This window comes from Flavobacterium tructae (assembly GCF_002217475.1).
GTDB classification, from domain to species: domain Bacteria; phylum Bacteroidota; class Bacteroidia; order Flavobacteriales; family Flavobacteriaceae; genus Flavobacterium; species Flavobacterium tructae.
In genome coordinates this window covers 71,355-87,352 of the sequence record NZ_MUHH01000015.1, presented here as the reverse complement: position 1 = coordinate 87,352, position 15,998 = coordinate 71,355, and the positions used below count along the sequence as shown (strand labels likewise).

Annotated in this window: 20 protein-coding genes; 4 read left to right on the top strand and 16 right to left on the bottom strand. The window is 36.7% G+C overall.

Going from position 1 to position 15,998, the window contains the following annotated elements; genetic code table 11:
* The first annotated feature begins 47 nt into the window (after window positions 1-47).
* Genes B0A80_RS04310 through B0A80_RS04300 form a run of 3 tightly spaced genes read left to right on the top strand, consistent with a single transcriptional unit; the run spans window position 48 to window position 3,361 of the window.
* On the top strand, window positions 48-2,195 hold the full coding sequence (locus B0A80_RS04310) for a cation:proton antiporter (RefSeq protein WP_017496055.1): 2,148 nt from the start codon (window positions 48-50) through the stop codon (window positions 2,193-2,195).
* 25 nt (window positions 2,196-2,220) lie between these two features.
* Complete coding sequence (locus tag B0A80_RS04305) at window positions 2,221-2,964, top strand: DUF2625 domain-containing protein (protein ID WP_208861478.1); 744 nt, start codon at window positions 2,221-2,223, stop codon at window positions 2,962-2,964.
* Window positions 2,965-2,998: 34 nt separating this feature from the next.
* Window positions 2,999-3,361 carry a VOC family protein gene (locus B0A80_RS04300; protein ID WP_017496053.1) on the top strand — a complete coding sequence of 121 codons (363 nt, stop codon included), beginning with the start codon at window positions 2,999-3,001 and terminating at the stop codon, window positions 3,359-3,361.
* 186 nt (window positions 3,362-3,547) lie between these two features.
* Here B0A80_RS04300 and B0A80_RS04295 read toward each other — a convergent pair whose 3' ends face one another.
* The 12 genes from B0A80_RS04295 to B0A80_RS04240 all read right to left on the bottom strand — a co-directional run bounded on the left by B0A80_RS04295 (window position 3,548) and on the right by B0A80_RS04240 (window position 10,572).
* Window positions 3,548-3,916 (bottom strand): iron chaperone, encoded by a 369-nt coding sequence (locus B0A80_RS04295; RefSeq protein WP_089076543.1) that lies wholly within the window; start codon window positions 3,914-3,916, stop codon window positions 3,548-3,550.
* A gap of 49 nt (window positions 3,917-3,965) precedes the next feature.
* The gene (locus B0A80_RS04290) at window positions 3,966-4,433 is read right to left on the bottom strand and encodes an SRPBCC family protein (RefSeq protein WP_089076542.1); all 468 of its coding nucleotides are present in this window, start codon (window positions 4,431-4,433) and stop codon (window positions 3,966-3,968) included.
* Between the two features lie 92 nt (window positions 4,434-4,525).
* Window positions 4,526-5,032, bottom strand: coding sequence for an anthrone oxygenase family protein (locus B0A80_RS04285; RefSeq protein ID WP_089076541.1), 507 nt, complete (start codon window positions 5,030-5,032; stop codon window positions 4,526-4,528).
* Between the two features lie 113 nt (window positions 5,033-5,145).
* On the bottom strand, window positions 5,146-5,727 hold the full coding sequence (locus tag B0A80_RS04280; protein ID WP_089076540.1) for an LOG family protein: 582 nt from the start codon (window positions 5,725-5,727) through the stop codon (window positions 5,146-5,148).
* Window positions 5,727-6,254, bottom strand: a complete 528-nt coding sequence (locus tag B0A80_RS04275) for a GNAT family N-acetyltransferase (protein WP_089076539.1) — start codon at window positions 6,252-6,254, stop codon at window positions 5,727-5,729. Before B0A80_RS04275 ends, B0A80_RS04280 begins: the two co-directional genes overlap by 1 nt.
* Window positions 6,255-6,284: 30 nt before the next feature.
* Window positions 6,285-6,815, bottom strand: a complete 531-nt coding sequence (locus B0A80_RS04270; RefSeq protein ID WP_089076538.1) for a GNAT family N-acetyltransferase — start codon at window positions 6,813-6,815, stop codon at window positions 6,285-6,287.
* Window positions 6,816-6,843: 28 nt separating this feature from the next.
* Window positions 6,844-7,950: an MBL fold metallo-hydrolase gene (locus B0A80_RS04265; RefSeq protein WP_089076537.1), complete on the bottom strand. Its 1,107-nt coding sequence runs from the start codon at window positions 7,948-7,950 to the stop codon at window positions 6,844-6,846.
* A 2-nt stretch (window positions 7,951-7,952) separates the two neighbouring features.
* On the bottom strand, window positions 7,953-8,375 hold the full coding sequence (locus B0A80_RS04260) for a DUF1801 domain-containing protein (protein ID WP_089076536.1): 423 nt from the start codon (window positions 8,373-8,375) through the stop codon (window positions 7,953-7,955).
* Between the two features lie 70 nt (window positions 8,376-8,445).
* On the bottom strand, window positions 8,446-8,814 hold the full coding sequence (locus B0A80_RS04255; protein ID WP_017496044.1) for a nuclear transport factor 2 family protein: 369 nt from the start codon (window positions 8,812-8,814) through the stop codon (window positions 8,446-8,448).
* A 69-nt stretch (window positions 8,815-8,883) separates the two neighbouring features.
* Window positions 8,884-9,564 (bottom strand): aspartate/glutamate racemase family protein, encoded by a 681-nt coding sequence (locus tag B0A80_RS04250; RefSeq protein ID WP_089076535.1) that lies wholly within the window; start codon window positions 9,562-9,564, stop codon window positions 8,884-8,886.
* A gap of 19 nt (window positions 9,565-9,583) precedes the next feature.
* The gene (locus B0A80_RS04245; RefSeq protein WP_070907220.1) at window positions 9,584-10,006 is read right to left on the bottom strand and encodes a hypothetical protein; all 423 of its coding nucleotides are present in this window, start codon (window positions 10,004-10,006) and stop codon (window positions 9,584-9,586) included.
* A 77-nt stretch (window positions 10,007-10,083) separates the two neighbouring features.
* Window positions 10,084-10,572: an SRPBCC family protein gene (locus tag B0A80_RS04240; RefSeq protein ID WP_089076534.1), complete on the bottom strand. Its 489-nt coding sequence runs from the start codon at window positions 10,570-10,572 to the stop codon at window positions 10,084-10,086.
* 240 nt (window positions 10,573-10,812) lie between these two features.
* Between B0A80_RS04240 and B0A80_RS04235 the strand changes: the two genes are divergently transcribed.
* Entirely contained in the window at window positions 10,813-13,320 is a 2,508-nt protein-coding gene (locus tag B0A80_RS04235; protein ID WP_233430707.1) for a M14 family zinc carboxypeptidase, read from the top strand.
* Window positions 13,321-13,416: 96 nt separating this feature from the next.
* Here the strand turns inward: B0A80_RS04235 and B0A80_RS04230 are convergent, their stop codons facing one another.
* From B0A80_RS04230 to B0A80_RS04215, 4 genes are all read right to left on the bottom strand, one after another.
* Window positions 13,417-13,848, bottom strand: coding sequence for a GNAT family N-acetyltransferase (locus B0A80_RS04230; protein ID WP_089076532.1), 432 nt, complete (start codon window positions 13,846-13,848; stop codon window positions 13,417-13,419).
* A complete protein-coding gene (locus B0A80_RS04225; RefSeq protein ID WP_089076531.1) occupies window positions 13,845-14,504 on the bottom strand; it encodes a DUF2306 domain-containing protein in 660 nt (219 codons plus the stop codon). Before B0A80_RS04225 ends, B0A80_RS04230 begins: the two co-directional genes overlap by 4 nt.
* Before the next feature lie 65 nt (window positions 14,505-14,569).
* Window positions 14,570-14,959 carry a DUF1801 domain-containing protein gene (locus B0A80_RS04220; RefSeq protein ID WP_089076530.1) on the bottom strand — a complete coding sequence of 130 codons (390 nt, stop codon included), beginning with the start codon at window positions 14,957-14,959 and terminating at the stop codon, window positions 14,570-14,572.
* Window positions 14,960-15,024: 65 nt separating this feature from the next.
* Entirely contained in the window at window positions 15,025-15,933 is a 909-nt protein-coding gene (locus B0A80_RS04215; protein ID WP_089076529.1) for an arginase family protein, read from the bottom strand.
* Window positions 15,934-15,998: the final 65 nt, after the last annotated feature.

Here is a 15,998-nt window from a genome sequence, read left to right as displayed (position 1 = left end):
TTTTTCTGCGGAAAACTAAAATATTGTTAAGAAGATAAAATTACATTATGATAGAATTTTTCAGGCATTTTTTACAAGAATTCGAATTACCACTCAGTAATCCGGTATTGATTTTTTCTTTGATCCTTTTCATCATCCTCTTGTCACCGATTTTACTAAAAAAAATTAATATCCCGGGAATTATCGGGCTTATAATTTCAGGAGTCATTATTGGACCTCACGGATTGAATATTCTGGCCAAGAACTCTGCTGTTGATTTGTTTTCGACAATCGGACTTTTGTATATCATGTTTATTGCGGGTCTGGAATTGGATATGAATGAGTTTAAAGCCAATAGAAACAAGAGTTTATTGTTCGGTTTTTTTACCTTTATTTTTCCGTTAACGATTGGTTTTCCGGTTTGTTTTTATCTGCTGAAATATGATTTTAATGCTAGTTTTTTAACAGCCAGTATGTTTGCCACCCACACATTGGTCGCGTACCCGATTGTGAGTAAACTCGGAATCGCAAAAAATCAGGCAGTGGCTATTACAGTTGGAGGAACTATTTTAACAGATACTGCCGTTTTGATTATTTTGGCGGTGATTATGGGAAGCAGTCAGGGAAGTTTGAATCAGGCTTTCTGGATTAAATTGACGGTTTCACTGGCCATTTTTTCGGCCATCATGTTTTTGGTTATTCCAAGGATAGCGAAGTGGTTCTTTAAAAAATTGGAAAGCGAGAAACACGCCCACTATATATTTGTACTTTCAGTGGTATTTTTTGCTGCATTTTTAGCAGAGGTAGCGGGAGTAGAGCCTATTATTGGAGCATTCGTTGCCGGTTTAGCATTAAACCCTTTAATTCCGCATTCATCGGCTTTGATGAACAGAATTGAGTTTATCGGGAATTCACTATTCATTCCTTTTTTCCTGATTTCGGTGGGAATGCTGGTAGACATCAGCGTGATCCTGAGTGGACCAACCGCTTTAATTGTAGCAGGAACTTTGAGTGTGGTGGCTATTTTTGGAAAATGGATCGCGGCCTTTTTTACGCAGATTGTATTTAGATATACCAAAACCGAAAGACAGCTTATTTTTGGATTGAGCAGTGCACATGCTGCTGCGACTTTAGCCGTTATTTTGGTTGGATTTAAAGCAAAAATTTTAGACGAAAATATCCTGAACGGAACCATTATTTTAATTCTGATTACTTGTATTGTGGCTTCTTTCGCGACAGAAAAAGCAGCTAAAAAGATTGCGATTTGCGAAGAAGAAGTTTCAAATGAAGATGCCAATGGCGATCAGATTCTGGACGAACATATCCTGATTCCGTTAGCCAAAACGTCGGCTACGGAAAGTTTGCTGGATTTCGCACTTTTGATAAAAGATAAAAAATCATCTAATCCGGTGACGCTATTAACGATTGTACCGAATAACGATCAGGCGGAAATTAATATTTTAAAATACCGAAAAGCTGTTGATAAATTTGTTATTCAGGGGTCTGCTTCAGAAGTAAAAATCAATACGATTGCCAGAATCGACCATAATCCGGCAAGTGGAATTGCGAGAACGTCCAAAGAGATCATGTCGGATATTGTGATCGTGGGATGGCCTAGAAAAACCGGTTTTTTGGATAAAATTTTCGGTGAAAATGTAGATTCGATCATCAATAATGTAGACAAATGTTTGTTCATCTGCAGGTTTCAAAAAACATTTATTGAGGAAAAAAGACTGGTTTTTATCTGTCCTCCTTTTTCTGAAAGAGGTGTCGGATTTCACCTGCTATTGCAAAAGATCTCTCGATTATCTCAGGAATTAAGTATTCCGATCGTCGTTTATGCTGAATACAAAACACATGAGGCAATTGTGCAGATTGCAACTAAATTGAAATTAAATGCCAAACTAGCTTTTAAAAGTATTTTGAACTGGGATGATTTTGAATCGATATCTGATGAAATTAAAGCTACAGATCTGATTGTTTTTAACTTCTCCAGAAAAGGATCCGTTTCGTACCAATCGATTTTTGACAGATTGCCGCAGAAATTTGAAAAATCATTTAGTGATAACAATCTGATTTTGGTTTATGGACAAGAAGACCGTAAAGAGACTGCAATGGATGCCTACGATGATTTCACTGCAACACCATTGACAAAAGGTCTGGAAGCAATAGAACAAATTGGTCGAGGTTTGGGTAATATTTTGAAAAAAGGCTAGAATAAATAATTTGTAATTTTCTAAGATGGTACTAAAATTTCCTTTAATTGTATTGACCTTTTTAACTCTTACAGCAACCGCGCAAAATAAAATGAAAAAAGCCGAAGAACTTATAGACAAAGTCGACCCAGGATGGATTCAGGTCGAAGAATGGATTAAGACAGCAAAAAATAAAGTAGAAATTTTACCGGTTGACGCCTTAAAAGCAAAAGAGGTTTTGTACAAAATTCAGGTTACCACCCGCTCGCCAATGGGAGCTATTGTGTACCATACAGGAGGTCTTTTGATCGACGATGGCTGGATTAGAATTCTGGGTTCAGGAAATGCAAAATTCAATCGTACGCTTCCGGATTGGAACAAAGGGAAATCGTTTAATGATTTTGGCGAAACAGCGCCTTTTTTATTAGTTGCCGACGATGCTATTGGAGGTTTCTATCTTTTAAACGGAGGAGGATTGGGAAGTGATGTTGGAAAAATGTATTATTTCTCTCCTGATAATCTGGAGTACGAACAGCTGGATATTACGTATTCTGAATTTTTAGGATTCTGTTTTGATAATGATCTGGATAAGTTCTATCAAGGCAACAGATGGAATGGATGGAGAGCCGAAGTATCAAAATTGAAAGGCGATGAAGTCTTTAACTTTTATCCGTTTTTGTGGACGGCGGAAGGAAACGATATTAATAAAAATTCACGAAAAATAATTTCGGTCCAGGAACAATACGGACTGAATTTAGATTTGCGAAAACAATTGGGTTTTGATAAATAGAAAACTGTTTTTTTAACTTCTAAAACGAGCAATTATGAAGCACAAAGCAATATCGATCCGACCTTTTATAGGAGCCAAAGATTTTGAGATTTCCAGAAGTTTCTATCAGGATTTAGGTTTTGAAGAAGGAGTTTTAGATCCAAAATTTTCTGTTTTTGAAGCGGGAGATTTGTCCTTTTATCTTCAGGATTATTACGATAAAAGCTGGAATGAAAACACCATGATTTTTTTAGAAGTAGAAGATGTCGATTACTATTACAAGCAGCTTTTAGCACTTAACTTAACGGAAAAATACGGAGTAAAATTAACACCTATCGTTCATCAGGATTGGGGAAGTGAATGTTTTTTACACGATCCTTCGGGTGTTTTGTGGCATTTTGGGAAGTTTAATAAGTAATATGACTGCCTTTAATGTTTATCTAGAATATTTTTTGCCACTGATTTTACAGATTCGCACTGATTTTATGCACAATTACTAAAGAAATTTGTGGAAATCTATCTAATCTGTGGCTAACTTTAAGATCATAGTATTAGTCACGGATAGTTATAATAAGTAAAATTAGCCGGCGGCCGTTTGACGGAATTATTTCGTTTTTGCTTTTTCCAGATTTTCTTTTACTCTGAATTTTACAATTTCGGTAATTAAATCATAGGGCATAGGCTGATTTAAAGGAAATTGTACAGAGCCTTTTCCTGATTTATATTTTGACAGCTCTTCTTTAAAAGCATCATGCCCACTGGGCAAAGCATAAAGTCCAATATGATTTTTGAAAGCCGCAAAATAAACTACGATTCCGTTTTGCTCAAAAGCCGGCATAGAATAACTGATTTTTTCTTTGGCATCAGGAGCTGCATTCTGAACGGTCATTCGAATCCTCTCTAAGATTTCCTGAACATCATTTGGAAAACTGCCAATATATTCATCAATGTTTTTCGGTTTCTTTGTTTCCATGCGATGGTCTTAAATTGTTTAAAGTTTCAGGTTTCAGGTTCTTGGTTGTTTATTCCAATCCTTTAGGGAATCGATCCAAAACTAAATTGAGTTGAATGTTGTGTTCTAAATAAGCTTTTGCTCCGGCCAGTACCAAAGTAAAACCTTCGGTAGAATTTCGAACCTGATCGATTATTTTGTCGGGATCTCCTTTTAAACCTGAATTGGTGATGCTCACAAAGGTTTCATTTTCGTTTAACGGACTAAAGATCCATTCGACTATGGTGGTTTCATTAGGATTTCCCCATTCGATTACGATTTTTTTATTTTCCTCTAAATTATGAGTAGTCACCGTTAACGAGAATCCATACATTTCCCAGGTCCATTCGGTTGTTGTTCCGGCGATTAGTTTTCCTGAACTTTTTGTAAACCAAAATTTACTGGTGATTTCCGGATCTGTAAACGCCTGAAAAACTTCTGAGACAGGTTTTCTGATCAGCATTTCGGCTTTTGCGAAGTGGTTGTTTTCTGTTTTCATGTTTTTTGATTGTAAAATGTAAAATGAATTTTGTGAAAGCTGAAATTTAGAACTTTCAGTTTCATTTTTCCCCGACTTCTAATTTATAAAATTTATGGTTTAGTTTTTAGTAAACAGCTAATGATCAAAAGTAAAAAAGAAATTATAGAAGCCACGATTCGGAAAAGGTGGAGATTGTTCCATTTTGCTTCAAATTTACTTCGTAAAAGGGCAGCCTCCTGAATTGAGGTATGAACCAGATCTGTTTTATCAAGCATTTCGTTAAGCGGAATATTTCCTAAAATAGTAACCAGTATAACACCTGTGAAATAGATAATCGCAGCACCGACCGTCAGACTTAAAACAATCGTATTTGATTTATTAAAATAAGCCGCTGCAAAAGAAAACAGGAAAGAACCAAAAAAGACGAGAAAGAACACTGGATTCTGTATGGTGCGATTCATGTTTTGAAAAGCTCTGAGATAATTGATGTCATCCAGTTTTCCAATTCCCGGAGTTACAGCGTTGTCCCAGGTTAAAAATATTCCGGCTAAAAGCCCTGTAAATAAGGTAGCCAGCAATAATGTAATTGTTTTAGTATCCACAATAAAAGTATCCATGATTTTAGTTTTTTGTTAATACTGTAAAATTAGAACTATTGATTGGCCGATACTTGTTCCGGAAGCACTATGATTTGTCTGAAAAGAATTTCTCTGCAACTATTTTTCCGATACTAGGATTGTGTTGTATCAATCCATTTTCCGGTGGCTGGCGGAACGTAATTTCTCATTTGATGTAATAAATCCTCAATAGTATCACTCACCAGAAGCATTTCCTGATTGACGGGTTTTAATAAACCTTTCTCTACCATAACTTTGGTTAGTTCAATCAGAGAATCATAAAAGCCATTGATGTTCAGAATCCCTATAGGTTTTTTATGCAGACCTAATTGTCCCCAGGTCAGCATTTCAAAAAGTTCTTCCAAAGTTCCAAAACCGCCCGGTAACGCAATAACACCATCGCATAAATCATTCATTTTGGTCTTTCTTTCGTGCATGCTTTCCACGACAATTAACTCGGTCAAACCCAAATGGGCAATTTCTTTTGATCTTAAAAAGTTTGGCAGTACACCAATAGCTTTTCCGCCTTCGTTCAAAACACCATCGGCGACAGCGCCCATCAGGCCTACATTTGCTCCGCCATAAACCAACTCTATATTTTGTTGGGCTAAAGTTTTTCCAAGCAGTGCCGCCTGTTCTTGGTAAATTTTGTCGGTTCCAAAACTGGAACCACAGAAAACAGTTATTCTTTTCATTATTTTTTTAATTCGTATACAAAATTATGACGGGATGGTTCATTGTAGTAGGCAACGTTTATTTCTTCTACTTTAACAGCACCCAGTTTTTCTATGGCTTTTTGCGAACGGTAATTTTCCGCTCCAATATGAAACTGGACTTTGTCAACTGCTCTAAAAGCATAATCCAGCATCATTTTTTTTACCTGAGTATTAAATCCGGTGCCCCAAAATTTTCTTCCATAGAAGGTATATCCAATAAAAACAGTTTTGTTTTCAGGGTCGTATTCATAAAATCGGGTGCTTCCGGCAATTTCTCCGGTTGATTTATCGATGATCAGAAAAGCGCCTTTGCTTTCCATAGCACCTTCAAAGAAATTTTGAAAAACTTCTTTTTCATAACGGTTTTTATTCGGGTGCTGTTCCCAAATCAAAGGATCTGAAGCCACTTTGTATAATTTTTCAAAATCATTTTCCTGAAGCGGCAGTAATTGAACCAGATCATTTTCCAGAATTTCAGGCTGCAGATTTAAAAGAGAGGTATTCATTTTTTGAACTTTTTAAGTAACACGTTAGTTTTAGGAATTAAGTGGTAAACGAAAGCCAAATACTGCGAGTTCACCTTGCATAAAGTCTAAGTCTTCGGATCTTTTGAAACCCAATTTTTCATACATTTCCCAGGCCGTTTTCATGGCTAAAGTCGAATGAATGATCAATTGAGTACGTTTGTTTTCAGCCGCTTTTTGGATGCATTCCTGCGTTAGAAGCTTACCAATCCCTTTTCCGCGGGCAGTTGGCGCAACTCCCAGTAATCGAAATCCGGCTGAGTTTTGTTCCTGAGTAGCAATTCCGCCCGAACCGTAGTTTTTCATGTCGTTAAAATAGATTACAGCACCAAGAATTGTATTGTTTTCGTCAGCAGCGACTAAAAGGTCGGTTTGCGGCTGATGGGTAAAATCGCCAATATTGGCCAGCATTTTATAATAGTTGGGCTGCTCATTTTCTTTAGGAAAACCTTCTAATTGTGAATAAACACTAATGAGTAATTTTCCAATTTCTTCAAATTCGGAAGGGAGGGCATTGCGCAGAGTATAAGCTGAAGGAATCATTTTTATTTTATTAATTGAAGAATGCGGGTTATTTTATGCCTTTCCACCACTGTTGGAATTGCTGTTTTTCATTTTTTAGTTCCACTAATTCTCCAATCATCGGAGTAATCAACGGAACTGGGTTTTCCGATAAATTATTTAATTCAGTGACTTTATTCAAAGGTTCGTCCCAGGAATGAGGTGCCAATGAAAACTTAGAAGAATGCACCGGAAATACTCTTTTGGCATTCAGATCTTTCATGGCTTTGATAACATCTTCGGGTAAATTATGAATGTATTTCCAAGCGGGATTGTATTGGCCGTTGTCGATAAGAGCAATATCAAAAGGGCCAAATTGAGTACCAATCTCTTTAAAATGGGTGTCATAACCACTATCGCCGCCCAAATACATTTTAAAATCGTTAGTTTCTACTACAAACGACGTCCAAAGCGTGTTGCATCGTTTAAAACTTCTACCCGAAAAATGCCTTGAAGGAGTAGTGTAAAGCGTTAAATTCTGATCAAGTTCTATTTTTTCAAACCAGTCCTTTTCAATGATATTTTCAGTTGGAAATCCCCAAAATTCAAAGTGAGAGCCTACCCCAAGAGAACAGATTACATGTTTGGTTTTAGGTTTCAATTGTAAAATGGTTTCATAATCGAGATGGTCATAGTGATCGTGCGTGATCAGTAAATAATCAATTTCCGGAAGGTCATCAACTGTGTAAATATCCGTTCCTTTGAATGCTTTTGTGGTACCGGGAATGGGGGAGGCATTACCGCTGAAAACGGGGTCAATCAAAAAGCGTTTCCCTTCAAGCTGGATGAAATACGAAGAATGTCCAAACCAGATCAGCACCTCTTTTTCGGGAGAAAGTTCCAGTAAATTGGTTTTGATGGATGGGATTACGTCAGATGGAGTCTTTCTGTCTACTTTTTTAAGGAGAAAATCATACAATACTTGTGGATAGCCATAACCTTCAGCCAATTCCGGTGTATGGTTTTGATTTTCGAATTTGCCATTTTTAAATTGAGGTGATTTTTGAATCAATGTCAATCTTTCTCCTGAAGGTGCTTTACCAAACTTTGGATGCTGTAGAAAGAAGTAAAGTGTAATGCCTAAAATCAGAATTATAATTAGAAAAGGTGTAATCATTTTTATTGAGGGGGATATAGTTCTTGTAAGTGCTCAACTGACACGGAAATCATTTTTTTAAGAATTTCGAGGTCAATATCGCTTAATTTCTTGACATAAATACAACCTTTTTCGGCTTTGTATTTTCCAAATTCGGAGAGTAGCTCCTCTCTTTTTTCAGGTGATGCGTACATATAAAGTGAAATTGCGGCTTTTCTTGGTGAAAACGCCACCAATGGGGCATCGCCTTCACGGCCGCTGGCATATTTATAATGATAACTACCAAAACCTATGATACTTGGTCCCCACATTTTGGCTTCAAAACCCGTTTGTTCCTGCATCAGCCTGACCAGTTCGAATGCATCATTTTTTTTGGTTGTATCTTCGACAGCGTTGATAAAATCGGCAACACTGTTTTCTGTTTCTATAGTTTTATTTTGTGCCATTTTTTACAGATTTAAGACATTACTTTTGATCTTTAGATTTTTGAATCTGAATTCGGAAGAATAAAGTTTTTTAGAACATCCCATTTTCATTTATCATTTCGGTAGGAATGGATTGCCCTAAATCCCAAAATTCTACAATTTTATCCAATTCAAAACGAAGGATATGTACGACAGCAAAACCAATGTCAGCAGGAGTCTGTTTCAGGTGTGAATGTACGGCGACCAGATCTTTATCTTCCAGAATATGATGAATAGTTAAAGTTTTATTGGGATTTTTTCGGGTTGATTCTTCCATAGCCAACATCAGCGTTTCGGCATCTCCTTTAAAATAAGCATTGTGATGTTTGAAATTTTCGCCGGCATGAAGACGAAAAGCTTCGTGCGAATGTCCGTTTGCGGCGAGTTTTAAAAAGTCGCGGGCGATTTCCTTCTTAGTCATGGTATTTAAATTTAATGAGCTAACTAAGTTATGAAATTAATTGCACTAAACAGGCTTAAGTGCTTAATTTTAAGATAGTATAAAGTCTACGATAGCTTGAGAATGTATTTTTGTAGTGTCAAAAACAGGTACAGAAAAATCAGACTGATTTAACAGTAACGGAATTTCGGTACATCCTAAAATGATACCTTTGGCACCTTGCTGAATAAGTTCGTTTGCAATTTGGATATAATTTTGTCTCGAATCGGGATTGATAATTCCTCTTCCGAGTTCTTCTTTTAAAACATATTGTATGTAGTCTCGCGTTTCCTGTTTTTCGGGTATCAGGACATTCAGTCCAAAACTTTTAAGACGATCTTTGTAAAAATCCATTTCCATCGAAAATGAAGTGCCTATAAGTCCAACGGTTGTGATTTTTTCTTTTAGAATGACTTTTGCGGTCTCCGTTCCGATATGAATTAGGGGCAGTCCAATTTCATGTTCGATTTCACGGGCAAACATATGTGCCGTGTTTGCACACAAAACGATAGCATCAACACCGCTGTTTTTTAAACTTAAGCAGGCATTCCATAAGAGTTCATAGGAATGAGCCCAAGTTTTTTCCTGTACATCACCAAAGTTTAGTGAATAAATCAGGCATTCCGCAAATTGAAGTCCGCCTAATTTTTTATTTACTCCTTCGTTAATAAATTTGTAGTAATCTATGGTAGAAACCCAGCTGATTCCGCCCACAAGCCCAATTTTCTTCATTATTTTATAAAGCGGAGTTTTACGATTTAGAATCTTTTTTTGCAAATAATTTTATTGCCAGATAAGCAGTTGGTATATAGGCAAAGAAAAGGTCTGTGATCGTAAACCAAACCGGTGAAGGCAATGAGCACACATTTACAATTCCCCCAAGTAAAAAGAAAGCACCAATAACCAGTCCTAGTTTTGTTTTATTACTGATTGCAATTAAAACAGTTGTTCCCGCACCTGCAAACGTACCTATTGCGTGCGCCAGAAAGGGAAAAAGAAAATGTTTGGGTTCAAACAAATGCATAGTTGCTTTTAGTCCTTCCATAGTTGTGACATCAGCACCATGGGGAGGCGGAATGACAGAACTGCTCATTAATATGATAGCCATATTGACAATACTTCCAACAAAAAGACCTGTTATAACTGCTAATGTATTTCTTAAAATAGGGTTCATAGTCATCGTTTTAGTAAAACGAATGTATGAAAATTATAGTTGGTATTGTAATTAAATGATGCTTTCGGGTTTGTTTTTTATTCTTTTTCAGAAAGTTTTTTTTCGTTTTCTGTTTGTGGTTTTCCGGTTGCGTTTGGTTCTCCTTTTCCGGTTGTAATTAGTTTAAGCAAACTATTTCCGATATAATTGGTCCAGGCGCCTCTGCAAATTTCAAAACATTCATATTCCGGTACCAAACCCACATGAGTAAAACGAAGTTCTGTTTTGCCGTCTTTTTCCGAAATTTCAAAAGTAGGATGAGTTCCCGTCCATTCCGTTTTATCTTCTGTAAACTTGAAGTAATTTTTTTCCACTAACCAGACTATTTTCTGATTCGGAATTACTTCTGTGATTTTTACTTTACAAAGATGGATATCTTCGTAATGATAGTCAAATTCATCGTTTAGTTTCGCACTATTGCCTTCGATTTCTTCTGACCACCAACCGCGTACATTCGTAACGGCATCAAAAACTTTCTGTGGAGACTCGTCTACGATTATAACTGTGGTGAAATTTGTTGCACTCATTTGGTAAAGGTTTAAAAGTTACAACACAAATTTAGGTTTTAATTATCAGTGTGTTAGGGGTGTGAAGAGACAAAATTGAGGGGCGAATCAGACAATTAGGCAATTAGATAATTAGATTGTTGAGTTTTCGGCTTGCATTTTACATTTCATAACTCACAACTCATAACTTTTCCTCCTAATTTTCTAAAAGAGATGAAGTTAATTGTTATTTTTAACCAACCATCTAAAACCAAATTATTTATGAAGAAAATATTCTTTGTAGCAGTTCTGCTGTTAACCATTTCTTTTTCTGCCTTTGCACAATTAAAAGCACCTTCAGAGTTTATTCCGAATTACGGAAAACAAATTAGTTATTACCATCAGGTCGAAGAGTATTTTAAATACCTGACGGAACAATCGCAATCGATCAAAAAACAAAAATACGGCTCAACTAACGAACAGCGGGATCTGAATGTTTATTATATTTCGACTCCCGAAAATTTGGTAAATCTGGAACAAATCAGAAACAATAATTTAGCCGCCATTGGACTATCAGATAAAAAAACGAGTGGAGTTGAAAATAAAATTATTGTCTGGCTGAGTTTTAATGTTCATGGAAATGAGTTTGCCGGAACCGAGAGCGCCTTAACTGTGGCCTATGAACTTTTGAATCCCTCAAATGAAGCCACAAAACAATGGCTCAAAAATACTATTGTGATTCTGGATCCGTGCATCAATCCCGATGGTTATTCCCGATATGGAAACTGGCTGAGAGAAATCTCCGGAAAAAAAACACATCCGGGTTTGTATGACAGAGAGCATATGGAAGTCTGGCCGGGTGGAAGATACAATCATTATCTTTTTGATTTGAACCGCGACTGGGCATGGCAGACACAAATTGAATCGCAGCAGCGCATTAAATTGTACAACCAATGGATGCCACAGGTACATACCGATGTGCATGAAATGAGTTACAATTCTCCTTACTTTTTCCCACCGGCGGCAGAACCTCTGCATGAATTTATTGAACAATATCAGAAGGATTTTTATACGGTTTTAGGTAAAAATATCTCGCAGAAGTTTGACAAGGAAAACTGGATGTACAATACCAGAGAACGATTTGATTTGTTTTATCCGAGTTACGGAGATACCTATCCAACCTATAATGGCGCCGTAGGTCTTACGCTTGAAAAAGGCGGAATAGGAGCAGGACGTGAAGTAACCATGGAAAACGGCTCTAATGTTACCATAAAAGATCGTTTGACGCAGCATGCCGCAGCAGTTTTGACCGTAGTAGAAAGTGCCGCTTCACAGAAAGAAGTATTGCTGAAAGGTTTTAGAGATTTTCATATCAATGCCCGTAAAAAAGCAAAAGGGGTTTACAATACGTATGTTTTGAAAAATAATCCTAAACTGGAACAGCTGGTGGAGCTGCTTCAAAAGAATGATGTTGAATTTAGTTACGCAGAGGCGCCCGGAAGCGCCTCCGGATTTCATTATCAAACTAAGAAGAACGAGAGTTTTAAAATTGAGCCTAATGATTTGATTATTAAAGCAGATCAGCCAAGATCAGTTTTAACACAGGTATTGTTTGAACCCAATCAGAAATTAAATGATAGTTTATCGTATGACATTACCGCCTGGGCACTTCCTTTAGCTTATGGTGTTGACGGTTATGCGGTTAAAAATAGTGTTCAGATTAAAACAAAGAATAAAATCGAGTCTGCAGAAAAAAACATCCCGGAATCCGTTTACGCCTTTTATGTTCCGTGGAATAACAGAACGTCGGCTCAGGTTGTTTCTTTGCTGCATCAGGCGGGAATTAAAGTTCGTTCGGCCATGAAAAAAGCAGTTTTCGGAACCGTTACGGTCGAGCCGGGAGGATTAATTATCAGCAGAGCCGATAATCCAAAAATTACAGATTTTGAAAAGACAGTCAGTAATATTATCAAAGTCAAAACCGATTTTAGTTTTATCAGTACAGGATTTTCGACTAATTCTAAAGATATCGGAGGGGAGAATTTTACGCTACTTAAAGCGCCAAAAATACTAATGTTGTCCGGAAAAGGAGTAGTTTCAACCGAGTTTGGAGCGACATGGTTTTATCTGGACGAAACCGTTGCCTATCCGGTGAGTATTGTAGAAACAGCAAATTTAAACAGAGTTAAATTGTACAACTATAATACTTTGATTCTTTCAGACGGTAGCTATGACCTGGCGGAAGATCAGAAAAAGCAAATCGATGAATGGGTGAAAAATGGCGGGAAAGTTATTGCCATGGCCAATGCAATTTCATTGTTTCAGGACCGTGACGGGTACGCTCTGAGTTTGTTTGCGAGTAAAGAAGATAAAGAAAAATCAGAAAAAGAAGAGAAAGAGATCGAACTTAAAAAACGTTTTCTGGACTTTGAAGGTTCTGAGCGAAGAGAAATTTCGGGTTCGATTCCCGGTGCCATCATCGAAAATAAACTCGACAAAACCTATCCAATGGCTTTCGGGTTAGGAAATACGTATTTCAGTCTTAAAAGTAACGAAAGATCATTCTCATTGCTAAAAAAGGCCATCAATGTGGCGTACATTCCAAAAGATTATTTAAGCTATGGATTTGTAGGTAATGATATTAGAAAAAAACTGAACGAAACGGTAAGTTTTGCTGTGGACAAAAGAGGAGATGGAACCGTAATTTATATGATGGATAACCCGCTTTTCAGAGGTTTTTGGGAAAATGGAGTTTTACTGTTCAGCAATGCTCTTTTCTTAGTTCGTTAAGAAACTAAAAGCTTTATTTCCGCTCTTCAAATCTTTTTGAAGGGCGGATTTTTTTTGATGTCCAAAAAATGCCCGGCTGATATTTTCTTTCACGTTTTATTTTATACTCCCTGTCAGTTCAAACAAAATATAGGGGCCGTGTTCTGATAAACCTCTTTCTTTGATGGAGAAACCTTTTTGCTGATAAAAAATAACAGCTCTACTATTGTTTTCAAGGCATTTGAGTGTAATTGGTAAATCGGTTATCTGAATGGCAGCTTTTAATAAAGCGCTTCCAATACCTTTGCTTTGATGGTCTTGATCTACATACAAATGATGAATGAAACGACTTTTCATCCAGATCGAAATAAATCCAACGACAGTTTCACCAATTCGCGCTACTAAAATTGTTTCTCCTTTGGTTAAGGTGTCAAAATCTTTGAGTTGAAATACTGACGGATCAAGCCAATAAAAAGTAGATCGCCTTTCTTGCAGGAATAAGGTTCTTAAGATGCCATAATCTGTTTTTTCGGCCGGAGTTATTTTCATTCTAAATTTATTTTAGCCTGATTTTGTTTTTTATTGAGCTTTCTGATCCAATAAACAATATAGAATCCGCCAATTGTTCCCGGAATAAACCATCCATAAATGTTGGGAATAAACTGGTTTACTACAATAAAAGCAGTGGTGGCGGAGATATAACCGCCAATCATTTTTCCTAAATGTAATTTCAGCCAGACCTTTTGAAGATTAGTTTTATTTTGGAATAGCAGAAAATCCCGGGTTGAAAAAAGGAGTCCGACAAGACCAAGCACCGTAAGGACAATATTGATTTTTTGATTTATAAGTGGATTGTATAAAATCATTAAAATTCCCGTGATGATCATTATTCCTGAGATAATTTTATCCGTTTTTAAATTGATGTTTTTGTTTTTGAATTGCAAAGCCCGATACCCTGTTATAGTGAAATAAGAGCTAAACAGACTAATTGAAAATAAAAAAGAACTCTCATGTTTAGGCAAGCTTGATATAATTAAAGCCGTTAGAGCCGATAAAAGCATAGTGTAGTAAAAGAGTTTTCCGGATTTTTTATGGATGCTTTTTCCTTTTTTAGTTGCTAACGAAATAGATCCCGAAAGTAGTGCAATACCGCCAAACAGAGCATGAAAATAGATGAATATTTGTATGAGTTGTTCTTTCTCCATTTAAAATTTAAAGAGTTTTTAGGATTGCTTTTTAATTTAAAGAGTGAATATAATACTTTTTTAAATTATTTCAGACGTATTAAAACTCCCTTACGTTTGACAATGTTTTTGTAGTCCCACTGAATTTCTCTTGCTTTTTGAAGCCAGCGCTTTATATCTGATGGGTTAATTTGATCGGTTGAGGTATAGCGAAATTCTGCCGCTTTGAAAGAACCTTCATTGGCAAGTTGTTCTTCATCAAAAGACTGACCGCTCCAAAACAATAACCGAACATCATTTTTTAGTTTGCTGTAGCCTACAATAGGATTACCCTCTAAAAACCAAACCGGATGTGCGTGCCAGATTTTATTCTCCGCATCCGTAAGGTTTTCGTCGATTAAAGCAGCCAGCCGATTGCAGATTTCCCGATCAGTGCTGCTTTGTGCATTGTTATAATCTTGTACGGCTGTATTCATGATGATAAGAGGTTTTAAGTTTTATCGATGTAATGAGCTAAAATACGTTTTTTTTTAAGTTTGGGTCAGGAGTTTAAGTGGATGTGTTGATTAAAAGTAGTCGAAAAGTGACTTACAAACTCTTTGGTGTATTGTCCGGTAGGATCGAGATCAGGATCTAAAATGGTAATTTCAAGCCCGGTTAATAAATTACTCTGAAAAAGCATTGAAGTTAGTTCATTAAATTCGGCATAAGTAAGTCCGTCAGGTGTTCTGCTGTCGACGCAAGGCATTATGGTGTCATTTAAAACATCAACATCAATATGCAGCCAGAAACCATCGAGATTTTTATTTGCTATTTCCGAAAGAAACAATTGTACGCTTTTCAAAATACCTTGGTTTCGCAAGTGACCCAAACTAAGGTAGGTAGCAGAAGAGTTGCGAATTTCATTTTCATAGGCATCATCATATTCACGGTTTCCCACACACCAGAGATTTTCTTCTTTGATGTAAGGACGCAGATTTAGAATATTGGTTAGTTTGTCTGCCCCGTTTCCGGTAGCTATCGAGGCTGCCATTCCGCCAACGCCTCCGGTTTCGGACAAGGAAATATTCATAAAATCGGTATGTCCATCGAGATAAAACAATCCGTAATTCCCTTTTTGCTTTAAAGCTATAGCAGTTCCTAAAAGTATACTGCAGTCTCCGCCTAAGATAAACGGAAATTTGTTCTGAGAAAGTAAATTGTTTAACAGATAAGCTTGCTCTCTGGCATAATCGATTAGTGAATTGCTGTTGAGAATTTGAGTTTCAGGATCCCGCTTATTTGAATATTTTGGAGGATCAAGTCTTACACTATTTTTAGGGTGAATGAGTTTATGAAGATGGTGTTTCCATAACCAGTCAGGTAAGTTTTTTACGCCCGGTTCTTTTCCGGGTTGAGGTTCTTTTAAACCCAGATTCGATGGAAATTCAACAATGCATATTTCTTTCATGAGCCTTTTTATTTAGTGATAAAGTTATGAAAAATAATCGCGTGTAAAAGTTGGAAAGTGCCAAG

Excerpts from the sequence above, each read along its gene's own strand:
- B0A80_RS04310 (WP_017496055.1), top strand. The coding sequence starts at position 48 with ATGATAGAATTTTTCAGGCATTTTTTACAAGAATTCGAATTACCACTC.
- B0A80_RS04305 (WP_208861478.1), top strand. The coding sequence starts at position 2,221 with ATGGTACTAAAATTTCCTTTAATTGTATTGACCTTTTTAACTCTTACA.
- B0A80_RS04300 (WP_017496053.1), top strand. The coding sequence starts at position 2,999 with ATGAAGCACAAAGCAATATCGATCCGACCTTTTATAGGAGCCAAAGAT.
- B0A80_RS04295 (WP_089076543.1), bottom strand. The coding sequence starts at position 3,916 with ATGGAAACAAAGAAACCGAAAAACATTGATGAATATATTGGCAGTTTT.
- B0A80_RS04290 (WP_089076542.1), bottom strand. The coding sequence starts at position 4,433 with ATGAAAACAGAAAACAACCACTTCGCAAAAGCCGAAATGCTGATCAGA.
- B0A80_RS04285 (WP_089076541.1), bottom strand. The coding sequence starts at position 5,032 with ATGGATACTTTTATTGTGGATACTAAAACAATTACATTATTGCTGGCT.
- B0A80_RS04280 (WP_089076540.1), bottom strand. The coding sequence starts at position 5,727 with ATGAAAAGAATAACTGTTTTCTGTGGTTCCAGTTTTGGAACCGACAAA.
- B0A80_RS04275 (WP_089076539.1), bottom strand. The coding sequence starts at position 6,254 with ATGAATACCTCTCTTTTAAATCTGCAGCCTGAAATTCTGGAAAATGAT.
- B0A80_RS04270 (WP_089076538.1), bottom strand. The coding sequence starts at position 6,815 with ATGATTCCTTCAGCTTATACTCTGCGCAATGCCCTCCCTTCCGAATTT.
- B0A80_RS04265 (WP_089076537.1), bottom strand. The coding sequence starts at position 7,950 with ATGATTACACCTTTTCTAATTATAATTCTGATTTTAGGCATTACACTT.
- B0A80_RS04260 (WP_089076536.1), bottom strand. The coding sequence starts at position 8,375 with ATGGCACAAAATAAAACTATAGAAACAGAAAACAGTGTTGCCGATTTT.
- B0A80_RS04255 (WP_017496044.1), bottom strand. The coding sequence starts at position 8,814 with ATGACTAAGAAGGAAATCGCCCGCGACTTTTTAAAACTCGCCGCAAAC.
- B0A80_RS04250 (WP_089076535.1), bottom strand. The coding sequence starts at position 9,564 with ATGAAGAAAATTGGGCTTGTGGGCGGAATCAGCTGGGTTTCTACCATA.
- B0A80_RS04245 (WP_070907220.1), bottom strand. The coding sequence starts at position 10,006 with ATGAACCCTATTTTAAGAAATACATTAGCAGTTATAACAGGTCTTTTT.
- B0A80_RS04240 (WP_089076534.1), bottom strand. The coding sequence starts at position 10,572 with ATGAGTGCAACAAATTTCACCACAGTTATAATCGTAGACGAGTCTCCA.
- B0A80_RS04235 (WP_233430707.1), top strand. The coding sequence starts at position 10,813 with ATGAAGAAAATATTCTTTGTAGCAGTTCTGCTGTTAACCATTTCTTTT.
- B0A80_RS04230 (WP_089076532.1), bottom strand. The coding sequence starts at position 13,848 with ATGAAAATAACTCCGGCCGAAAAAACAGATTATGGCATCTTAAGAACC.
- B0A80_RS04225 (WP_089076531.1), bottom strand. The coding sequence starts at position 14,504 with ATGGAGAAAGAACAACTCATACAAATATTCATCTATTTTCATGCTCTG.
- B0A80_RS04220 (WP_089076530.1), bottom strand. The coding sequence starts at position 14,959 with ATGAATACAGCCGTACAAGATTATAACAATGCACAAAGCAGCACTGAT.
- B0A80_RS04215 (WP_089076529.1), bottom strand. The coding sequence starts at position 15,933 with ATGAAAGAAATATGCATTGTTGAATTTCCATCGAATCTGGGTTTAAAA.